General features: G+C 63.5%; 18 protein-coding genes. 11 read left to right on the top strand and 7 right to left on the bottom strand.

Going from position 1 to position 19041, the window contains the following annotated elements; translation table 11 throughout:
- Nucleotides 1-30 precede the first annotated feature (30 nt).
- Nucleotides 31-603, top strand: coding sequence for a superoxide dismutase family protein (locus ACVOLZ_RS10325; protein ID WP_481516049.1), 573 nt, complete (start codon nt 31-33; stop codon nt 601-603).
- A 58-nt stretch (nt 604-661) separates the two neighbouring features.
- Complete coding sequence (locus tag ACVOLZ_RS10320) at nt 662-1276, top strand: superoxide dismutase family protein (protein ID WP_481516048.1); 615 nt, start codon at nt 662-664, stop codon at nt 1274-1276.
- A 366-nt stretch (nt 1277-1642) separates the two neighbouring features.
- Here ACVOLZ_RS10320 and ACVOLZ_RS10315 read toward each other — a convergent pair whose 3' ends face one another.
- Nucleotides 1643-2530: a hypothetical protein gene (locus tag ACVOLZ_RS10315; protein ID WP_481516047.1), complete on the bottom strand. Its 888-nt coding sequence runs from the start codon at nt 2528-2530 to the stop codon at nt 1643-1645.
- A gap of 90 nt (nt 2531-2620) precedes the next feature.
- Here ACVOLZ_RS10315 and ACVOLZ_RS10310 point away from each other — a divergent pair, with 90 nt between their 5' ends.
- The 3 genes from ACVOLZ_RS10310 to ACVOLZ_RS10300 all read left to right on the top strand — a co-directional run bounded on the left by ACVOLZ_RS10310 (nt 2621) and on the right by ACVOLZ_RS10300 (nt 5726).
- Nucleotides 2621-3916, top strand: coding sequence for an acetyl-CoA C-acetyltransferase (locus ACVOLZ_RS10310; protein WP_481516046.1), 1296 nt, complete (start codon nt 2621-2623; stop codon nt 3914-3916).
- Between the two features lie 186 nt (nt 3917-4102).
- Nucleotides 4103-5026 carry a hypothetical protein gene (locus ACVOLZ_RS10305; RefSeq protein WP_481516045.1) on the top strand — a complete coding sequence of 308 codons (924 nt, stop codon included), beginning with the start codon at nt 4103-4105 and terminating at the stop codon, nt 5024-5026.
- A 151-nt stretch (nt 5027-5177) separates the two neighbouring features.
- Complete coding sequence (locus tag ACVOLZ_RS10300) at nt 5178-5726, top strand: hypothetical protein (RefSeq protein ID WP_481516044.1); 549 nt, start codon at nt 5178-5180, stop codon at nt 5724-5726.
- A 50-nt stretch (nt 5727-5776) separates the two neighbouring features.
- Here the strand turns inward: ACVOLZ_RS10300 and ACVOLZ_RS10295 are convergent, their stop codons facing one another.
- The 4 genes from ACVOLZ_RS10295 to ACVOLZ_RS10280 all read right to left on the bottom strand — a co-directional run bounded on the left by ACVOLZ_RS10295 (nt 5777) and on the right by ACVOLZ_RS10280 (nt 9389).
- The gene (locus ACVOLZ_RS10295; RefSeq protein WP_481516043.1) at nt 5777-6214 is read right to left on the bottom strand and encodes a hypothetical protein; all 438 of its coding nucleotides are present in this window, start codon (nt 6212-6214) and stop codon (nt 5777-5779) included.
- Nucleotides 6215-6252: 38 nt separating this feature from the next.
- Nucleotides 6253-7515: a heme biosynthesis HemY N-terminal domain-containing protein gene (locus tag ACVOLZ_RS10290; RefSeq protein ID WP_481516042.1), complete on the bottom strand. Its 1263-nt coding sequence runs from the start codon at nt 7513-7515 to the stop codon at nt 6253-6255.
- Nucleotides 7512-8492 carry a uroporphyrinogen-III C-methyltransferase gene (locus ACVOLZ_RS10285; protein ID WP_481516041.1) on the bottom strand — a complete coding sequence of 327 codons (981 nt, stop codon included), beginning with the start codon at nt 8490-8492 and terminating at the stop codon, nt 7512-7514. The genes ACVOLZ_RS10290 and ACVOLZ_RS10285 overlap by 4 nt, the downstream gene beginning before the upstream one ends.
- Nucleotides 8493-8606: 114 nt before the next feature.
- Nucleotides 8607-9389 carry a uroporphyrinogen-III synthase gene (locus ACVOLZ_RS10280; RefSeq protein WP_481516040.1) on the bottom strand — a complete coding sequence of 261 codons (783 nt, stop codon included), beginning with the start codon at nt 9387-9389 and terminating at the stop codon, nt 8607-8609.
- Between the two features lie 42 nt (nt 9390-9431).
- Between ACVOLZ_RS10280 and ACVOLZ_RS10275 the strand changes: the two genes are divergently transcribed.
- The 5 genes from ACVOLZ_RS10275 (at nt 9432) to ACVOLZ_RS10255 (ending at nt 12515) form a co-directional block, all read left to right on the top strand.
- Nucleotides 9432-9890 carry a YiiD C-terminal domain-containing protein gene (locus ACVOLZ_RS10275; protein WP_481516039.1) on the top strand — a complete coding sequence of 153 codons (459 nt, stop codon included), beginning with the start codon at nt 9432-9434 and terminating at the stop codon, nt 9888-9890.
- Between the two features lie 26 nt (nt 9891-9916).
- Nucleotides 9917-10345 (top strand): hypothetical protein, encoded by a 429-nt coding sequence (locus ACVOLZ_RS10270; RefSeq protein ID WP_481516038.1) that lies wholly within the window; start codon nt 9917-9919, stop codon nt 10343-10345.
- A 64-nt stretch (nt 10346-10409) separates the two neighbouring features.
- Nucleotides 10410-10847, top strand: coding sequence for a rhodanese-like domain-containing protein (locus tag ACVOLZ_RS10265; RefSeq protein ID WP_481516037.1), 438 nt, complete (start codon nt 10410-10412; stop codon nt 10845-10847).
- Nucleotides 10848-10951: 104 nt separating this feature from the next.
- Nucleotides 10952-11467, top strand: coding sequence for a protein-export chaperone SecB (secB, locus tag ACVOLZ_RS10260; protein WP_481508655.1), 516 nt, complete (start codon nt 10952-10954; stop codon nt 11465-11467).
- 19 nt (nt 11468-11486) lie between these two features.
- Entirely contained in the window at nt 11487-12515 is a 1029-nt protein-coding gene (locus ACVOLZ_RS10255; RefSeq protein WP_481508654.1) for an NAD(P)H-dependent glycerol-3-phosphate dehydrogenase, read from the top strand.
- A gap of 334 nt (nt 12516-12849) precedes the next feature.
- On the opposite strand, the gene ACVOLZ_RS10250 is transcribed toward ACVOLZ_RS10255, so the two are convergent.
- The gene (locus ACVOLZ_RS10250; protein ID WP_481516036.1) at nt 12850-13422 is read right to left on the bottom strand and encodes an OmpO family porin; all 573 of its coding nucleotides are present in this window, start codon (nt 13420-13422) and stop codon (nt 12850-12852) included.
- 1034 nt (nt 13423-14456) lie between these two features.
- On the opposite strand from ACVOLZ_RS10250, the gene ACVOLZ_RS10245 reads away from it, so the two are divergent.
- Nucleotides 14457-16727 (top strand): Ig-like domain-containing protein, encoded by a 2271-nt coding sequence (locus ACVOLZ_RS10245; protein ID WP_481516035.1) that lies wholly within the window; start codon nt 14457-14459, stop codon nt 16725-16727.
- Nucleotides 16728-16904: 177 nt separating this feature from the next.
- Here ACVOLZ_RS10245 and ACVOLZ_RS10240 read toward each other — a convergent pair whose 3' ends face one another.
- A complete protein-coding gene (locus tag ACVOLZ_RS10240) occupies nt 16905-18830 on the bottom strand; it encodes a CocE/NonD family hydrolase (RefSeq protein ID WP_481516034.1) in 1926 nt (641 codons plus the stop codon).
- Nucleotides 18831-19041 lie beyond the last annotated feature (211 nt).

The following is a 19041-nucleotide window of genomic DNA, read 5'->3' as shown; positions in this document are numbered from 1 at the left end:
GCCTGTTCGTTCTGTTGCAAGGAGATATCGATGCGCACCCTGCTTCCTCTTACCGCCCTGGCCGCAACCGCGTTGCTCAGTGCCTGCGGTACCAGCCCGGGCACCAAGTCCGTACCGCCACCTGCGCCGATGTCCACGGTCAGCACCGCCAAGATGGCCGAAGCCAATCTGGCGCCAGCCTCGGCCAGCCTGGTCAGTGGTCGCCTCGCGCTGGTGCCGGAAGCCGGCGACGTGCATATCACCGGCGTGATCGGCGGCTTGCCGCGTGGTCAGCAGGCTGCCTTCCATGTGCATGAGAAGGGCGATTGCAGCGCAGTGGATGCCAGCAGTGCCGGCGGCCACTTCAACCCCGCCATGCAGCAACACGGCCGCGCCGCTGCCGGCGCGCACCATGCCGGCGACATGGACAACCTGCAGGCCGATGCCAAAGGTGTGGCGCACGTGGACGTTCATCTTCGCGGCGTTACCCTCGGCGGTGGTGCTGCAAACGACGTCGCTGGGCGCGCACTGGTGGTACATGCCTCGGCCGACGATTACCGCAGCCAACCGGCCGGCAATGCCGGTGCGCGTGTCGCCTGCGCGGTAATCCGCGTGGTGCGCTGAACGTGCCCCTGAGCACGCAGATGCCGATTCGACCCAGACCAGCAAGGGAGTTACCCAGATGCGACTGATCCACACCAGCTTGTTCCTCGCCAGCGCCTTGGCCCTGACCGCCTGCAACAAGGGCGCAGAGCCCGATGCCGCGCCGGCCGATACCGTCGCTGCCGCAGCGGCCACCACGCCGGTTGCCGACCCGGCTGCACCGCCGGAAATGGCAAAACCAATCGCCACCGCACAACTGCAGCCGACCAAGGACAGCACCGTCGCCGGCACCATCAACTTCAGCCTGGTCGATGGCCAGTTGCGCGCCAGCGGCGATATCACAGGTTTGAAGCCGGACAGCGAGCACGGTTTCCATATCCACGAGAAGGGCGATTGCAGCGCGCCGGACGGCACCAGCGCCGGCGGCCACTTCAACCCGGGCAGCAGCGAACACGGCAGCATCAGCGCCGCCATGCATCACGGCGGCGACATGCCCAACATCAAGGCCGACGCGCAGGGCAACGCGCATATCGATGGCCCGGTGGCGAGCAACGTCAACGTTGGTGTTGGCGATGGCTTCGACATCGTCGGCCGCGGCCTGATCGTCCACGCCGACCCGGATGACTACAAGACCCAGCCGACCGGTAATGCGGGTGCGCGCTTGGCTTGTGCGGTGATCGCAAAGGCGCAGTGATGGACTCCCTCCCTTTCGCGCAGCGAAGGGGAGGGTTGGGGAGGGGTGCTTTGGCTTTGGCTGTGTCTTTGGCCTTTGCCATTGAACTCGCACCTGCTCCCAGCGTGAAGCTGTCGTCGTGATTCACCACTGACCTTCGAGGTCAGACGATCAGTTCAGGAGCGAAAGGCCAAGGCAACAGCACCCCTCCTCAACCCGCCCGGCCCGAAGGCACAGCCTTCGGTCGTTCATCAGGCCGCGCGCCAGTGGCGCGCAAGCAGGCCTTCTTCACCCCCTGCGCTTCGCGCAAGGGAGGGGGCAGAGCACAGCACTTCGGAAACAAAAAAGGCCGCGTACGCGGCCTTTTTTGCAATCACCAACGCGCAATCAATGCGCCAGCAAGGCCTTCGCATCCTGCCCGGCATTCACGTGCACATACAGCACATCGATGCCATGCGCTTCCAATACCGCCGCCATCTGCCGCTGACGCATCATGTACTGCTCGTACACGCGCTGCAGGCGATCACAGTCGTTCTTGTCCTGCGCGTAGTGCGCGCACCAACCGGCTGGATCAAACAAGGCCATCCGTACTTCGCCGCCCACGTAACGCAGCAGCGGCTCGGGTGCGGCATCCAGCCACTGCTCTTCGTTGGGCGCGAACATCGCCGTTTCCAGTATTGGCCACAAATCGGCCAGACCCTGGTTGTCGTACTGCATGGCCATCATCGCGGCCAGATCGTTGACCGTGAAATAGCGTGCGTGTTCGATCTGCGCGGCGAAGCTGTTCTGAGCCAGCAACGCGGTGTCCGGTTGTGCCATGCCATTGGCCAGCAGCACTTCTTCCAGCGCATCTCGCACGTCATGGCGCACGGCCGCTTCACCGCCGGCCAACACGAACGGCAGCAGCCGCAACGCGCCGCCGGTCAACGCAGGATCGGCCTGCAGTGGCAGCGGGATCTCGCCATTGGCATCGGCGCCGAATGCCAGCAGGCGCGCGCCGTGGTTGCGGCCGGGGGCGCGCATCTGCAGTTCTTCCAGGCGCCGATGAATGGGCAGGCCGGGGCGCAGCACTTCAGCCGGGTCGAAATGCGCGGCAGCGAATACCAGGTCCAGCTCGCTGACCTGCGGGACCAGCTTGGTCAGGTCGCGGCCAATCAATGCCACCAGCTCACCAGCCTGCTCGGAGCCCAAGGCTGCCTTGCCGGGCTGCTCGCCGCCAGCCAGTTCCAATGCCACTACGCCAAGGGCGTTCACGTCGGGGTTTGAATTGCTCATGATTCGCGGTTGGCCCATCACGGCCTCGAAGCTACACTCAACACCATTATGCCTGCTATCGCGTGCAGGCCACTTTGAACACTCTTTCCCATGTCAGGTACCCGCATGCCCAGCGCTCGTCCCGTCGCCATCCTCGGTGGTGTCCGCATTCCGTTCTGCCGTCAGAACACCGCTTATTCGGACGTTGGCAATCTCGGCATGTCGGTCCGTACGCTTGGGGCACTTGTTGAACGGTTTGGTCTGCACGGCCAGCAGTTGGGCGAAGTCGCGATGGGCGCGGTGATCAAGCATCCCAGCGACTGGAACCTGGGCCGCGAGGCCGCACTGTCGTCCGGCCTGTCGCCGCTGACCCCGGGCATCACCCTGCAACGTGCCTGTGGTACCTCGCTGGACAGCATCATCACCGTCGCCAACAAGATCGCCCTGGGGCAGATCGAATCCGGCATCGGCGGCGGTTCGGATACCACCTCCGACGTGCCGATCGTCTACGGCAAGAAGCTGCGCGCGCGTCTGCTGGCCGCCAACCGGGCCAAGAGCACCGGCGACAAGATCCGCACCCTGCTCAAGGGCTTCAAGTTCTCCGAGCTCAAGCCCGAGTTCCCCGGCGTGGCCGAGCCGCGCACCGGCAAGAGCATGGGCGACCACTGCGAGGACATGGCCAAGGAATGGAACATCTCGCGTGAAGCGCAGGACGAGTGGGCAGTGTCTTCGCACAAGAAGCTGGCTGCCGCGTACGAGCGCGGTTTCTTCAGTGACCTGATCGCACCGTTCCGCGGCGTCGAGCGCGACAACGTGCTGCGCCCGGATACCTCGCTGGAGAAGCTGGCCACCTTGAAGCCGGCCTTCGACAAGGTTTCTGGTCGCGGCACCCTGACCGCCGCCAATTCCACCCCGCTGACCGATGGCGCCGCTGCGGTGCTGTTGGCGAGCGAGGAATGGGCACGCGCGCACGGCCATGAGCCGCTGGCCTATCTGCGTGATTCGCAGGTTTCAGCAGTGGACTTTGTGCATGGCGAAGGCCTGCTGATGGCGCCGACCACCGCTGTGCCGGAAATGCTCAAGCGCAATGGTCTGACCCTGCAGGATTTCGATATCTACGAAATCCACGAAGCCTTCGCCGCGCAGGTGCTGTGCACGCTGAGCGCCTGGGAAAGCGAGGACTACTGCCGCAACCGTCTGGGCCTGGATGCCGCGCTGGGCCGTATCGATCCGGCCAAGATCAACCCGCTGGGTTCCTCGCTGGCCACCGGCCATCCGTTCGCCGCCACCGGCGCCCGCATCATCGGCACCGTGGCCAAGGAACTGGCTGCCCGCGGCGGCGGTCGTGCACTGGTGTCGATCTGCACCGCCGGCGGCATGGGCGTGGTCGCCATCGTCGAGCGTTGATGTAGTTCTGTAGTGCCGAGCCATGCTCGGCAGAGGCCTTACCGGTAATGCTCCTGCCGACCATGGGTCGGCACTACAACGCCCTGTCAGAATGCCCCTTGCCGACCATGGGTCGGCACTACAGGGCCCTTGCGGGGCCCGGCCCGGGCCCCCTATTGTCTGCTCACCAAAGGACGGGGGTAGAGCATGAAGCGCATCGCGATCGGTTTGGCTGTGCTGTTGGCAGGGTGGGCAGCACCGGCTGCTGCGATGACTTTCATGAAAGTCGAGCATGTCTGCCCGATTGGCGGTGAGCGCTTCAGTGCGCAGGAAATGGGTTCGGGCACGGCGTTCGGCCACTTCCTCGATGGCCGCTTGCATGGCGCCATCCAATCGCCCTGGCCGCTGGTGTCCTGTCCTGGCAATGGCTTCGTCATCTACAAGGACGACTACAGCGCTGACGAGATCAAGCGCCTGACGGCGGTGGTCGAAAGCGACGAGTACCAGCGCATGCGCGGCACGGAAACCAGCTACTGGTTGCTGGCGCGCTTGTTCGAGGCAGTCGATGCGCCGCTGAAAGACCGTGCCGGGGTGCTGCAGAGCGCGACCTGGCAGGCATCGCCGGAGCAATACCCGCGTTATGTGCAGGCGGCATCGGCGGCAGTTGCCCAGCAATGTCCGGATGCGCGCGCCGCTGCCGAACGCGATGAGTCCTGGCTGTACTGCCAGATGCTGTTGGGCGAATGGGAACGCAGGTTGTCGCGCTTCGATGCCGCGCGCGCTCGTTTCGAGCGCCTGCAGCCGCTGCCGGAGCGGCTGGTGCTTGCGCAGAATCGCGAACGCACGCGCCGCCAATACGTCGCCGAAATTGCACAGCAGCTGCAGCTGATCGCCGACAACAGCGCGATGAATACCATGGCGGTGGATGCGAATGCACCGCCGCCGGTCGAGGAGACGGCAGCGGGCCCGATTTCGCCGGAGGCGGCGGAAGCCGCAGCCCGCACTGCTGCCGATGCGGCAGCTGCCGCTGCAGCCGCAGCAGCAGATGCAGCCTATGCGGCGGGATTGGCTGAGGATGCAGCTGCCAGTGACGATGCGAGCGACGTCAAGCCAAAACAAGGGCGGCGCTGAGCGGCGTAGCTGGCGGTGTGTTCATTGGGCGGTGTTCTGAGCGCCGTTTCGCCGACGGATTGTGCAGCCGCATACGGCGCTGCCACGCCTGCGGCGTAGCTGCGGTTCGCTCGGGAGGCGGCCCGTTGGGATCTCACAGGGGAGGTGGCGAATGGATGAGTTCAACCCGTATGCCGCGCCGGAGGCCTTGCCGCCGCCGCTTGCCAACACCAGCCCGGACAACGGGACCTGCTGGCGCGATGGTGATCAGCTGCTGGCGCGGCCGCATAGCGATCTGCCGCGTTACTGCGTCAAGTGCGGGAAACCGGCGCTGGAGTACCGCCAGCGCAAGTTCTACTGGCATTCGCCGTGGATGTATCTGCTGATCCTGCTGCACTTCCTGGTCTATCTGATTGCCGCACTGGCAGTGCGCAAGACAGCGGTGCATCAGGTTGGTCTGTGTTCGGCGCACCGCAAGCGGCGGCTGAATTTCATCCTGATGGCGTGGGCATCGCTGGTGCCGCTGTTTGGCTGTTTTCTGTTCGACAGTGGCGCGGCGATCGGCCTGGGGATACTGACGTTTCTGGTGCTGGTGCTGTGGGGCCTGATCGGTATGCAGATACTCAAGCCCAAGAAGATCGATGTGTCCTTGGCTGTGTATCGCGGGGTATCGCCGGCGTTCTTGGCGCGCCTGCCACGTTATCCGTATCGCCGCGACTAGCTGACGGCCACAATCACGCCGGCCCGCACATGCGTGCCGGCGTGGATCGTTCAGTCTTCGCTGGGCGTCTGTGAGTGGTCCAGCAAGAACTGACTGATGGCCTGACGCAGCGGCAGGTCGTCAGTGACACACGCAAATGCATCCGCCTGCAGGGCGTGGTCACGGGCTGCTTCCGTTGCGTCTAGATTGGAGTAGCGTTCGGCCAGTGCAAGGCAGATGGAAGCACTGTATTCGTTGGCGCTGGCAGCAACGGCCAGTGGCAGGGCGCGTTGGTAGAGCGCGATGGCGGCATGGTCATCGGCGGTGAAGTCGGCCAGGGTTTCCCATAGGAAGGGGTGGTCGCGCCCATCGGCGGCGACCGCTTCACAATAGCTACTGAGCTCCTCGTACAGAGCCCAGCTGGAGCGACGATCGTCTGCCTGCCCGGCATTGACGATTTCTGCGGCCAGCTCCGCTACGCGTTCGTGGATATCTGGGGGTATTTTCATCATGTCGATTGGCAATGCGGGGGTTGAATTCTAGAGACTCAACCCGGCAAACGCGGGAAGCCATGGGCGTCTCGTTCCTCGGCCACCGCCTGGTCCTGTATCTGCTGGTGCAGGTTGCGGCGTTGGATCGGTTGTACGGGCTGGCCGCGGCGTTCGCGCACAGCATTGAGCAGGCATTGGTTTGCCAGCGCCTGCTCATCCTGTGCGGCAAACACCTCGCCCAAGGCTTCCCAGGCGTCCGCACCGGCATCCTGGGCGATGGCGCGGTGCAGGAACTCCTCGGCTTGCGCCCATTGGCCTTGACCAGCGGCCAGGCGCGCCAAACCCAGCAGCAGGGCTGGGCTGTTGGGATGCGACTGCAGCCAGCGTTGTGCGCTGGCGCGGCGAGAATCGAATTTCTCCACCGGCAGCTGCGTGTACAGGCTGACCAGCGCTTCGTCCCAGTGGCTGTCGAGGGTCTGCTCGATGCTGCGCAGGGCGACATCGGTCCAGTTCAATGCAACCGCGCGCTGTGCGTAGCGCGCCACCGCCTGCGGGCTGACCCGCAGCGACTTGGGCAGCACTTCCCAGCGTGCAGCAAGCGTATTGACGTCGCTGGCTTCGTCGAGCATCTGCAGGGCGAGCGTGGTTTCCAGTCCGGCAACGGCGCTTGGTGGCAGCACCTGCTGCTGGCGTAATGCACCCAATTGGCCGTACGCCTCCTCGGCGCGACCGGCGCGTTGCAATGCCTCGGTATGCAACCACAAGCCGCGTGGCGGCAGCGGTTGCAGGGCCGGCAGGTCCAGCGCGTTGATCGCCTCCAACGGCTTGTCCAGCTGCAACCAGCGCTCGGCGCTGTGCAGGGCGTGCAGGTGTGGATCGGCTTCGGCCAACTGTTGCAGGTGTTGGCCGGCGCTGCTGTTGTCCTCGCGTGCTTCAGCCGCGCGCATCGCGGCGACCAGGGCGATCGGGCGTACGGCTTTCTCGGTTGCGGCGCTCTGCAGCAGTTTTTCGGCGCGCTGCCATTGGCCGTTATCCAGTGCCTGCAGGCCATCGATCAGACGTGCGCGGCCCTGCTTGCGGCGATGCCGTGCCCAGGCCCGGAACGGGGTGCTGATCAGCGACCACAGCAGCCATACCAGCAAGGCGGCGATCAGCACCGCCAACGCGGCCTGCGGCAAGGTGGCGATGTAGTCGTGGTTGCCAGCACGGACGATCACTTCGCCCAGGGCGCGTACCGAGTCCTGGCCCAGCCACTGCGCACCAAAGATGCCGGCAGCGGCGACCAGCAACACCAGCAACAGGGAGCGGAAAGCCTTCATGGTGCGTCCTTGGCGGCGCGTGTACTGCGCAGTTGCTGCAGGGTGCTGCCAAGCTCGGGCAGGTTGGGGCGCAGTTCCACGCCGCGCATCTCGCGCAGTTCGTGGCGCCGCTGCTGGCGTTGTGGTGAATCCGGCCACAGCCGTTGCAGCCAGCCGTCGACACGGTCCAGTGCCTGCTGCCAGGCCTTGTCGTCGCCGCGCTCGAGGGCGGCGCGGGCCAGGCTCAGCTCGATCTGCAACGAATCGTTGGCGGCGATGCGCTCGGAGCGGGCAACCAGTACCTTGCCGTCGGCCGGGCGGATCTGCACCAGCGGCGACAGCATCTGCTGCCACCATGGCTGCTGGCTGTCGGCTGGCAGCTGCAGGTGTTCGGGCAGGCGTTCCAGTTCAGCGGACCACTGTTCAAGCTGTGCAGCGGTGCGGGCGCGCACGCCGGGGCCAAGCGCATCCAGCGCATTGCGCTCCTGGATCAAGGCCTGGCGCAGGTTGAGGTAGTCGGGGCTGTCGATGCCTTCCAGTGCGCTGGCGGCCAATGCATATAGGCGACGCGCACCGTCCAGATCACCGGCAAAGGTCAGCCGCTGCTGGGCCTGGTTGAGCAGCAGTTCGGCCTCCTCGCGGCGCACGGCCTGCGCGCCCTGGCGCGAACTGTCGGCCAGCTGGGCGAGGTTTTCTTCCAGCAGTGCGTTGCGCTGGCTCAGCCCCAGCACTTCATCGCGCAGCACGCGGTTGGTGGCGGCGGCGTCCTGGATGCTGCGGGCATTGGCGCGCTGGTCGCGGCGCAGGGCTTCCAGCCCCTGCTGCATGGCGGTCAGTTGCTGGGTTGCGCTGTCGCGGGCCAGGTCGGCCTGCTGCTGGCGGGTCTGCCAGCTGTGCCAGCCAAACCAGCCGGCAGCGCCAAGCGCGGCGATGGCGATCAGCGGCAGGAGCCAGCGCAGCGGGCGGCGCGGTTGAGCGGGTGCGACGTCTTCATTCATCGGGGGGCAACATCCTTGGCGGGCATGGCCACGACACAAGGGTGACCACGCTGTTGGTGCAGGCAAAGCATCGCCCGCGCGCTGCATGCCTGCAAGTCGCCTTTGTGGATGCGCTCAGCCTGCGGCCGGGAAAAGTGCGGCGTGGGCGGCGCTGGCCAGCTGTGCAGGCAGGGGCCCGGTGGCGATGCTGACGTTGCGGAAGCCAAGTTCGGTGGCAAGTTCGGCCAGCCGCGCGCTGGCGGCGACCGCTGCGGCCTGCTGCCAGCGCTGCAGCAGGTCCGGTGGCAGATACGGCAACACCGTCTGCAGTGCTTCGCCGCTGCTGATCGCCACAACATAAGGCGTGGACAGCGCCTGCAAGCGGGCAATGGTGGCCTTGCTGACCGGCAACGGCACCCGTTCGTAGACATCGATGCGTTGCAGCTTGGCGCCACGTTCGCGCACCTGTGCGGCAATCACCCCACGGCCACCTGGCGCGGTGACCAAGGCCACACGCAGGCCGTGCAGGTGCTGCATGGCGGGCAAGGCCAGCAGGCCCTCGCTGTCCATCCGCGTCGGCGCCTGCACGCTGGTTGCGCCACGGCGGCGCAAGGCGCGAGCGGTGCCTTCACCGACAGCTATCAGGCTGCCTGCACGAAGCTCGGCCAACGGCAACAGCCGCGCAGCGGCTTCGGCGGCAGCAGGGCTGGTGAACACCAGACGATCGTATTCGCTGGCTGCGTTCAGCTGCTCGCGGGTGGCCTCGTCGGTGCGCATCTGCAGCCGCCAGGGTGACAACGCCAGCGTACGTGCACCCAAACGCGCAGCTGCGCTGCGCAAGGTGTCGTGCTGCCCTTGCGGACGCATCGAGATGAGATGCCAGACCGTGTCGGCTGGCACATAGGCGGGGCGGTTCATTCCATGCATTATGCGGGCGCTTTCCGTTTTGCGTGCGCGTCCATGTCCGAACATTTTGATGACCCCGTGTTGCTGGAAAACCTTCAGCGCACTCTCTCCGCAATGCCGCCGGTTGCGGCGATGGGCATCCACATCGCCGGCTACGACAATGGCGTGCTGCGCATGCAGGCGCCGCTGGACGTCAACATCAACGACAAGGGCAATGCCTTCGGTGGCAGTCTGGCGTCGGTGATGACACTGTCGGGCTGGGCGCTGGTCAGCATGCGCCTGGGTTTGGCCGGCAAGCAGGCCGAGGTCTACGTGGCCGACAGCAACATCCGCTACCGCGCGCCTGTTTATGGTGACCTGCTGGCGACCGCGCGGCTGGCACCGGACCAGGATTGGGATGATTTTCTGACCACGTTCAGCAAGCGCGGCCGTGCGCGGGTGACGGTACGGTCGGCGATCGAAGGTGGCGCGGCCGAATTCGAAGGGCGCTTCGTTGCCTTCGGCAAAGGCTAAGATCGGCCATCACCGAGGGGGCCTGCATGTACCGAAACCTGTTCCAGTCCGTTGTCGTCGCCCTGTTGCTGGTGGCCGGTGCAGCCCAGGCAGAAGGGCCGAGCCGGTCCCAACGCAGCAAGTTGTTGCCGACCCAGGATGCCTATGTCGCGGCCGTGCGCTGGGGCGATTTCGACAAGGCGGAAGAGTTCATCGACCCGCTGTACCTGCAGCAGCATCCGATCACCGACCTGCAGCGTGAGCGCTACCGGCAGGTGCAGGTGTCCAGCTACCGCGAGCGTTCGGGCGGCACCGGTGCCGATGGCAGCATCGAGCGTCGCGTCGAAATGGGCGTGATCAACCGCAATACCCAAGCCGAGCGCAAGGTCATCGTCAACGAGCGCTGGCGCTGGGATCCGGAGGCCAAGCGCTGGTGGCAGGCAGCCGGTTTACCGGACTTCTGGCAGGGCCAATGAGGCATTGGTTGCATTTTCACCGGCTGTGCGACAATCCCTGCCCTCTTATCGACCCGTGACCTGAGTGAATTACGAAGAGTTGCTGGCCTTCGCCGGCCGAAATCCGATGCTGTCGCTGGCCCTGGTCGGCCTGACGGTGGCCATCATTGCCACCGAGATCGCCCGCCTGTTCCGTGGCTACAAGTCGCTCAAGCCGTCCGAATTGACCCATATGATCAATGCCGGCGGTGCGACCGTGATCGATCTGTCGGCTGCCGCCGACTTCGATAAGGGCCATATTGCCGGTAGCCGCAATGTGCAGCCGGCACAGTTGACCCCCGCGCACAAGCTGCTGGCCAACGCCAAGCAGAGCCCGGTGGTACTGCTGTGCCGTACCGGCAATGCCTCGGCAACAGCAGCAAAAACGCTGAAAAAAGCCGGTTATGAGCAGGTTTATGTGCTCGATGGCGGTTTGCCGGCATGGCAGGCAGCAGATCTGCTGTTGGTCAAAGGCCGCAACTGAGTCAGCAAATTTTCAGTCAGGGCTTGTGTAGGTGGGCAACCGCCCCCATCGCTGGTCTTGTACTAATCCCATTCAATGAACAATCTGTTCTGGAGTCTTGAGCAATGTCCGAAGAGAACACCAACGGCGTAGTCCCGGCCGACGAATCCGCCAACGGCCCGGCTTTCACCATCGAGAAGATCTACGTCAAGGACGTTTCGTTCGAGTCGCCGAACTCCCCGGTCATCTTCAACGAGAACGTGCAGCCGGATCTGCAGCTGAACCTGAACCAGAAGGTGCAGCGCCTGTCCGACACCGCTTTCGAAGTGGTGCTGGGCGTGACCCTGACCTGCAAGGCCGGTGACAAGACTGCCTATGTGGCCGAAGTTGAGCAGGCTGGCGTGTTCGGCCTGATCGGCCTGGAGCCGCAGGCAATCGACGTGCTGCTCGGCACCCAGTGCCCGAACATCCTGTTCCCGTACGTGCGTTCGATGGTGTCGGACCTGATCCAGGCTGGCGGCTTCCCGCCGTTCTACCTGCAGCCGATCAACTTTGAAGGCCTGTACGCCGAAACCCTGCGTCAGCGTCAGCAGCAGGGCGAGCCGTCGCTGGCCGACTCCGAGCCGGCTGGCAACGCCTGATCGGCGTCTGCGCTTCAGTATGAGTACGAACGACGCAGAAAAGATCGCCGTAGTCGGCGCGGGCTCCTGGGGCACCGCGCTGGCCACACTGTTGGCCCGGCACGGTCATACGACCGTGCTGTGGGGACGTGATGCAGCGGTAATCGAGGCGATTGATCAGCGTCATGAGAATCCCCGGTATCTGCCGGGGATTCCCTTGCCAGAATCCTTGCGCGCCAGCACCGACCTGGCTGCCACCGTTGCCGGGGCAGACTGGATCCTGGTGGTGGTGCCTTCGCATGCCTTTGCCGAAACCGTGCGCGCGCTGGCGCCGCTGCGGCCGGCCGGGGCAGGTGTGGCTTGGGCGACCAAGGGCTTCGAGCCCGGCTCAGGCCGTTTCCTGCATGAAGTAGCGCGTGAAGTGCTGGGCCCGGACGTGCCGTTGGCCGTCGTTACCGGCCCGTCCTTCGCCAAGGAAGTCACCCTGGGCCTGCCCACCGCGATCACCGTCCACGGCGATGACGACGCATTCTCCCAGCAGGTGGCCGACGCCATGCACGGTCCGGCATTCCGCGCCTATACCGGCGACGACATGGTCGGTGCCGAGTTGGGCGGGGCGATGAAGAATGTGCTGGCGGTAGCTACCGGCGTAGCCGATGGCATGCAGCTGGGCCTGAACGCCCGCGCTGGCCTGATCACCCGCGGCCTCAATGAAATGCTGCGGCTGGCGGCTGCCATCGGTGGCAAGCCAGAAACCCTGATGGGTCTGGCCGGCCTTGGCGATCTGGTGCTGACCAGTACCGGCGACCTGTCGCGCAACCGTCGCCTGGGTCTGGCGCTTGGCCGCGGCCAGAGCCTGCCCGATGCGGTGAAGGAAATCGGCCAAGTGGTGGAATCGGTGCAGACCGCCGATGAAGTCATGCGTCAGGCTGACCGGCACGGCATTGACCTGCCGATCTCCAAGGCAGTGCAGTCGGTACTGCACGGCGAACTCAGCCCATCCGAAGGCCTGCAGCAGCTGCTGGCCCGTGAGCAGAAGCCGGAATACCCGGACACGCTGTTCAAGTAAGGATGAGCGAAGTTTGACGAAGAAGCCCGGCAATGCCGGGCTTTTTTGCGCGTCCTGTAGTGCTGAGCCATGCTCGGCAGGGGCTCTACCGGTGAAGCTTCTGCCGAGCATGGCTCGGCACTACCGCTTTAGCCCCTCTCCCGCTTGCGGGAGAGGGTTGGGGTGAGGGCAGCTTTCGCTGGTAAAGCCCCTGCCGAGCATGGCTCGGCACTACCGGCGGGCGCCGCCCAAAAAAAAAGAAGCCCGGTCGGGGGAGGACCGGGCTTCCAGCGGCGCGTGGGAGAGAGGTCACGCGCCATACAACACCGCTATCTGTTACTTGTTGCTTTGTCGCTTACCAGCTGAAACGCGGGCCGACGAACCATTCCTTGTCGCCAGCCTTGGCCAGCTTCACTTCGCCGGTCAGGCCCCAGTTCGGGTTGAACTTGGCGGTGGCGCCAACGCGGCCGTAGAACTCGCCGTCCGGATCGTAGCCACGCTTCTTGCTGTAGTTCTCGTAACCGGCCAGGGCGTAGCCCTCGATGTTCTGGGTGAAGGCAGTGCGCACGCCGACTTCAGCGCTGTAGCCGCTGAACTTCGGGCCGTACTCGAGATCCAGCTTCTGGTAGGCCGCACGGGCCAGCAGGTCGGTGTTCGGGGCCACGGTGTAGTTGTAGCCAACACCCAGGCGCCACTGGTCCACGTCAACCTTGCTCTTGTCGGTTTCCTGCGCGTTGTACTCACCGAACACATGGAAGTTCGGATGTACCGCGACCGAGCCCTTCACCGCAAAACCGTCGGCGTCGCCGCCCTTGGTATCGGTGTTCACATAGCCGCCTTCCACATAGTTGTAGGACAGGCCATCGGCAGCCGAAGCGGCGAACGGCAGGGCGGCCAGCAGGCCCAAAGCGATCAAAGAAGTCTTCATTTCGGCATTACCTCGTTATTGGTCTTGATCGTTACGGCCTGAATCTGTGGCCGTTCGATAGTTGTGAATTATCCGTTAGCCGACGGAATCCACCCTGAATATAAAACTGACCAGTACATAAATTAAGGTGAAGAACGGGGAACTTTGCGAGTGGCCAGTGAAGTGCTGAAAACGGCCGAAATCTGTCGCCGGCCGCGTCGGCGTCCGTAGCTGCGCTGCGGAAGGGTGGCTGATCGAGTCTGACGAGCGTAGCCCTCGCCTTTGGCGCATCGGCTGCCAACCGTCGTCGGGGTGGGGGATGAGCAGCAGGATGCTGGCGTTGTCCGTCCTGGTTTGTCAGGAGCGAGGCGATCAGTGGAAGCAAGTGAGGCGCGTGGACACGCAGGACCGCGTTTGGCCGCTGTTGTGATTTCTGGAGTGAAACCAAATGAAGCGAATTTCCAACGTTTGGCGACAACTAGTTTCGCTGACGAATCTGTGCGTTTTCAACGCAAAACATGGGTGTGGTTTCAAGCTGATTCCCATGTTGCTCCCCAAGGCAGCTGCCGATAATCCCCCATGTGTGCTGCATTGATTGCTTGCGCCGCCAATGCGCTTCACGCCAGCAGGGAGACTTGTTGCCGTCTTTGAAAAATGAAGGGACGCCCGCCATGTAGCGGTGCGCCAGGCTTGGACGGGTGCTACGGCACGCGGCCTTGATCGGGACCTGAAAGCGTTTGGCGCGCTGCACGGTCGTTTGATGGCCATGTAGCAGACACCATCAAGATGGCGATTCAATGCGCCAGGGTAGAGCGCTCCAAACCCTTGATTGGAGCGCTACGACGAGTGGCTAGGGCAGACGTCTATACGTTGCTTTGATCAACCACGCGGCATCAGACACGCGTTTGTCGGCAACGAACTCCAGCAATAGCGCCGGAGGGCGCGCCGCCGTGCGCGTGCAGATAGCGCCATGACCCACAGGCTCAGTTCTGGGGTCAGGTGCACAGCTGCTGCAACCCAGTTGCACGGCCTATTCAAGTCAATGGAGACAACAAGTGAACGCAGTGAGTTACGGCCAGATCCCGCAGACGGCGAAGTTCAAACATCTCGATGTGTATGCCGGAGGCAGCGTCCCTGTGATCGAGGCGATCATCGACGATCAGGGCAGCAGGACGGGTGATATCGGCAACGGTGGCTATACCGATGATGGTCGCCCGGAGATCACCGGCAAAGGCAATCCCGGTGATCTCATCCATATCTATGATGGTTCCGAACTGCTGGGACGTGTTCGGGTGGCAGCGAATGGTGTGTGGACGTTCACACCGACATTTCCGTTGTCTGATGGCAGGCACAGCATCACCATCCTGCACGAATCCGACGACGGCGATGTCAGCGATCTGTCCGAACCGTACGTCATCTTCGTTGACAAGGTCGCGCCAGACGCGCCGTCAATAAGCGAGGTGCTGGATGATGTTGGGCCGCAAACCGGCGCGATCAGCAATGGCGGTGGCACGGATGACAATACGCCCACGCTGTCGGGCAAGGGCGAGGCAGGTGCTACCGTCACCATCATCGACAATGGTCGGGTGATTGGTGAGACGCTGGTCGCCGACGACGGCAGCTGGGTGTTTACTCCGGATGCCGAGCTTGCTGATGGTCAGCACGAGTTTGAAGTGGTGATGACCGACCAGGCCGGCAATGCCTCCGACCATTCGGAGAAGCACATCATCGTGGTCAAGGCAGCGGTGCCCACGCAGATTGCCACCGTCACCGCGATGGGCAAGGACTGGGGCGTGAGCAGCAGCGATTGGCTTACCAATGATGGCGGCGCCGGGCGCCTGATGCAGGGTTCGCTCAGCGCGCAACTGGCTGCAGATGAACGCCTGTTGGTGTCCACCGACGGTGGCGTGAGCTGGAGCGTGGCGTCGGTGGATGGTCTCAGCTGGGCCGCGCAGGACAACAACAGCCACAGCGGCAACTGGTCTATCCAGACCATGGTGGTGAATGATGCCGGCCGCAGTGGCGAAGTGGAATCGCGAGCTGTATTCCTCGATACCTTGGCCCCGGATGCACCAACCAAGCTCAGCGTCGACGGTTCCTACCTGACGGTGGCATTCAAGACAGCGGCCGTGTCTGCTGGTGACATCGTCAGTGTTGTGTTGAATGGACAGCGCTTTGATCAGGCGCTGACCGTCAAGGATGTGGCGGCGGGAAGCGTGCGGGTTTACCCAGGATTCGCTGTCGCCAGCGGCGACGTCATGGCCGCGATCATCGACAAGGCAGGCAACAGCTCGAAGTACCGCGACATGGGCGACAACAAGCTTATCGATTTCAACAACGCCGGCTACGTAAACCTCAGTAGCGGCAAAAGCACGACCTACAACGGGCTGCGGATCACTTCCGAGGTCGATCATGATGTCTGGCAGATACCTGACGCGATCACCGGGCTGACCAGCTACGATCCCGCGGTCTATACCGGCATGAAGATCGGCGTCACCGGGCGCACCCGCATCGATTTCACCGAAGGCCCGGTTTCCGAGCTCAAGTTCCTGGTGACCAACCTGCAGACTGGCTACTTCGATCCCTCCGTGGTCAAATTCTACACGGCCAGTGGTGCGTTGGTTGGGCAGTTGTCGCTGTCAGCGTATTGGCCGAACTCCTTGAATGCTTCGTTCAAGGCGCCGGCCGGGCAGGACTTCTCGTACATGGTGGTGAGCACCGGCTACAAGGTGCCGGGTTACACGGGTATTGGTTCGTGGGACTGGATTGGGCTGGATGACTTCCAGATACGTGGCGGCAGCAGCGAGCTCAACGTGCTCACCAACCAGACGATCGATGGCAAGGCTGGCACCTACTATGGCGGTGACGAGGACAACGTGTTCTCGCTGGCCAATGTCGCCAACCTGACGGCTACCGGCAGCGGCGGTGTTTCCGGTGGCGCAGGCGTGGATACGCTCAAGCTCACTGGCGCCAATCAGACGTTGGATCTGGCGGCGTTGAAAGACAGGGTCGATTCCATCGAAATCATCGATATCACCGGTAACGGCAACAACAGCTTGAGCCTGTCACTGCAGGATGTATTGGCCAATGGCCAGGTTGACCTGTTCCATCAAGGCGCAAAGCAGACGGTGCAGATGATGGTGAAGGGCAATGCTGGTGACGTGGTCAAGCTGGATGATCTGCTCGGTGTTGGCGGCCCGGATCTGGGCGACTGGGCATCGATGGGTAAACAGTCCATCGGCGGCGTCTCGTATGTTGTCTATCAGCACTCTGGTCTGGATGCCGAGTTGCTGGTGCAGGATACGGTACGGGTGGACCTGATCTAAGGCCTGCCGGAGGCAGCGACTGGCCGCTGCAGGCGCAACAGCAAAGCGGCGCCGAGAGGCGCCGCTTTCTTTGTTCTTGCCTGGTAGTGATGATTGCGGCCATATGTGCACCAGCGCGCAAAGACGGACACTGCCATCCTGATCGCTCACGTTGATGATGGGTTTGTCTGAGCGCCCTCATTCAACGATGGGCAGGTTGATGAAGCTTGGATGCTCGCTGCTGTTCCAGATACGCTGCGTGGCCTTGCGGTAGTCACCGGGCTGGGCGAAGAAGATGTTGTCCACGTACTTTTGCGGGTTGCGGTCGTAGAGCGGGAACAGGCTGGACTGCACCTGCACCATCAAGCGGTGCCCGGGTTGCAGAGTCTGGTTCACGTTGGGCAGATCGAAGCTGTAGGTCTGCGGTGCATCCGGCGTGATTGCTTTCGGCTGGCTGAAACTCTCGCGATAGCGGCCGCGGAAGATGGTGACCGCCAACGGCAGCTGGTAGCCGGCCATCTTCGGGTTGTCGGGATATTGATCGGGATAGACGTCGATCAACTTCACTACCCAGTCGCTGTCGCTGCCGGTGGTGGATGCGCTGAGCTGTATCTGCGGAATGCCGGCCAGCTTCATTGGCTTGTCCAGCACCGGGCCGGTATAGGTCAGCACATCGGTGCGGCCATCGACAAAACGCTGATCGCGCACCAGCCATGTCGTCCAGACATCACGGTCGCCCATGTTGACCGGGCGTGGCACGAATGGAACAGGCTTGGCCGGGTCGGAAATGTATTCGGCGTACTGCGCACCGGTACTGGCGCTGTTGAAGGCCAGCTGCGCGTCGGTGTTGAGATAGAGTCTGCGCGAGTTGGCGGTGCAGCCTTGCGGGCAGCTCTGCGGCCAGTTGCTGTAGCTGTCCCAGCGATTGCTGCCGGCGTTGTAGACCCACACCGGCGGCGTGTTGGCGACCGCTGCGCCGTCCTTGAGGTATTGATCGAAGAATGGCTTGAGTACGTCACGTCGCCACTGCAGGGCGGTGTCGCCGTTGAAGTCCAGCGCACCCAGTGAGCTGCCGTTGTAATTGGCGCCACTGTGCCGCCACGGCCCGATCACCAGGAAGTTGCGCTTGTTGTCGTGGTCTTTGGGCTCGAGTGCGGCCCAGGCGGTATGTGCGCCGTAGATGTCCTCCTGATCCCACAGGCCTTGTTCCCACATTGTTGGAACGCTGATCTCCGGCAGCTTGGCCAATAGCTTGTCCAGCGCCTGCTGCTGCCAGAATGCGTCGTATGCCGGGTGCTCGCTGACCTTGTGCCAGGCAGGTATCTGTTCCAGCCCCAGGGTCTTGGCAAAGGCACCAACCGAACCCGCCTGCAGGAAGCTGCTGTAGTCGTCGCCGGTCGGCATGGCGATTTTTGCGCCGGCACCGCGTGCAGTCATCTGGCCGCTGAAATAACCGAGGTTTACCTGTCGATACGCGCCATGCTGGAACCAGTCGTCGCCCATCCAGCCGTCGATCATCGGGCTCTCCGGCGCAGCCACTTTCAGTGCCGGGTGCGGATCAAGCAAGGCCATCACCACGGTGAAGCCTTCGTAGGAAGAGCCGAGCATGCCGACCTTGCCATTGGACTCGGGCAGGTGTTTCACCAGCCAGTCGATGCTGTCCCAGGCATCAGTGCTGTGATCGATCTTGCTAGGGTTGAGCGGGCCACGTGGCGGCCGCGTCATCACGTAATCACCTTCCGAGCCGTACTTGCCGCGCACATCCTGGAACACGCGGATGTATCCGTCCTCGGCGAACACCGTGTCGCCTTGGGCGAGGGCATCGACCAGATGCGTCGCACCCGGTGTGCGATCAACCCGGCCAGCCGCGTTGTAAGGCGTGCGGGTAAACAGGATCGGCGCGTTGTGCGCGCCCTTGGGAATCATGATGACGGTGTAGAGCTTGACCCCATCGCGCATCGGGATCATCACCTCGCGCTTGTCGAAGTCGCGGGCTGGCTGCGGGGCGATGAACTTCTTGCCGGTGATGTCCGGTGTCATCGGCGCGACCTGCGCCGCGGCTGGCGTTGCCACGGCCAGGCAGGTGATGGCAGCGATGGCTGTTGCCAGCGTCAGGGTCCGCATTGCGCCTACCTCAAGTGCTTGGGTAAAGGCTGACGCTATGCCTGTGTAGTGCTGGTTACACATGGCAAAGGTCATGGGGCAATGCGAAAGGCACCCCTCCCCAACCCTCCCCTGCACCTTCGGTGCAAGGGAGGGGGCTGTTTGCTGCGCCCTGTCAGATCAACGCAGGCCCCGCTTCCACCCCCTCCCTTGCGCGTAGCGCAGGGGAGGG

It is taken from the genome of Stenotrophomonas sp. STEN020, assembly GCF_056760195.1.
Note: the sequence above shows the minus strand (reverse complement) of the source record. Positions and strands in the feature narration are given on the sequence as shown.

Coding starts and splice junctions, on each gene's coding strand:
- ACVOLZ_RS10325 (WP_481516049.1), top strand. CDS start 31: ATGCGCACCCTGCTTCCTCTTACCGCCCTGGCCGCAACCGCGTTGCTC.
- ACVOLZ_RS10320 (WP_481516048.1), top strand. CDS start 662: ATGCGACTGATCCACACCAGCTTGTTCCTCGCCAGCGCCTTGGCCCTG.
- ACVOLZ_RS10315 (WP_481516047.1), bottom strand. CDS start 2,530: ATGAGCAATTCAAACCCCGACGTGAACGCCCTTGGCGTAGTGGCATTG.
- ACVOLZ_RS10310 (WP_481516046.1), top strand. CDS start 2,621: ATGTCAGGTACCCGCATGCCCAGCGCTCGTCCCGTCGCCATCCTCGGT.
- ACVOLZ_RS10305 (WP_481516045.1), top strand. CDS start 4,103: ATGAAGCGCATCGCGATCGGTTTGGCTGTGCTGTTGGCAGGGTGGGCA.
- ACVOLZ_RS10300 (WP_481516044.1), top strand. CDS start 5,178: ATGGATGAGTTCAACCCGTATGCCGCGCCGGAGGCCTTGCCGCCGCCG.
- ACVOLZ_RS10295 (WP_481516043.1), bottom strand. CDS start 6,214: ATGAAAATACCCCCAGATATCCACGAACGCGTAGCGGAGCTGGCCGCA.
- ACVOLZ_RS10290 (WP_481516042.1), bottom strand. CDS start 7,515: ATGAAGGCTTTCCGCTCCCTGTTGCTGGTGTTGCTGGTCGCCGCTGCC.
- ACVOLZ_RS10285 (WP_481516041.1), bottom strand. CDS start 8,492: ATGAATGAAGACGTCGCACCCGCTCAACCGCGCCGCCCGCTGCGCTGG.
- ACVOLZ_RS10280 (WP_481516040.1), bottom strand. CDS start 9,389: ATGAACCGCCCCGCCTATGTGCCAGCCGACACGGTCTGGCATCTCATC.
- ACVOLZ_RS10275 (WP_481516039.1), top strand. CDS start 9,432: ATGTCCGAACATTTTGATGACCCCGTGTTGCTGGAAAACCTTCAGCGC.
- ACVOLZ_RS10270 (WP_481516038.1), top strand. CDS start 9,917: ATGTACCGAAACCTGTTCCAGTCCGTTGTCGTCGCCCTGTTGCTGGTG.
- secB (WP_481508655.1), top strand. CDS start 10,952: ATGTCCGAAGAGAACACCAACGGCGTAGTCCCGGCCGACGAATCCGCC.
- ACVOLZ_RS10255 (WP_481508654.1), top strand. CDS start 11,487: ATGAGTACGAACGACGCAGAAAAGATCGCCGTAGTCGGCGCGGGCTCC.
- ACVOLZ_RS10250 (WP_481516036.1), bottom strand. CDS start 13,422: ATGAAGACTTCTTTGATCGCTTTGGGCCTGCTGGCCGCCCTGCCGTTC.
- ACVOLZ_RS10240 (WP_481516034.1), bottom strand. CDS start 18,830: ATGCGGACCCTGACGCTGGCAACAGCCATCGCTGCCATCACCTGCCTG.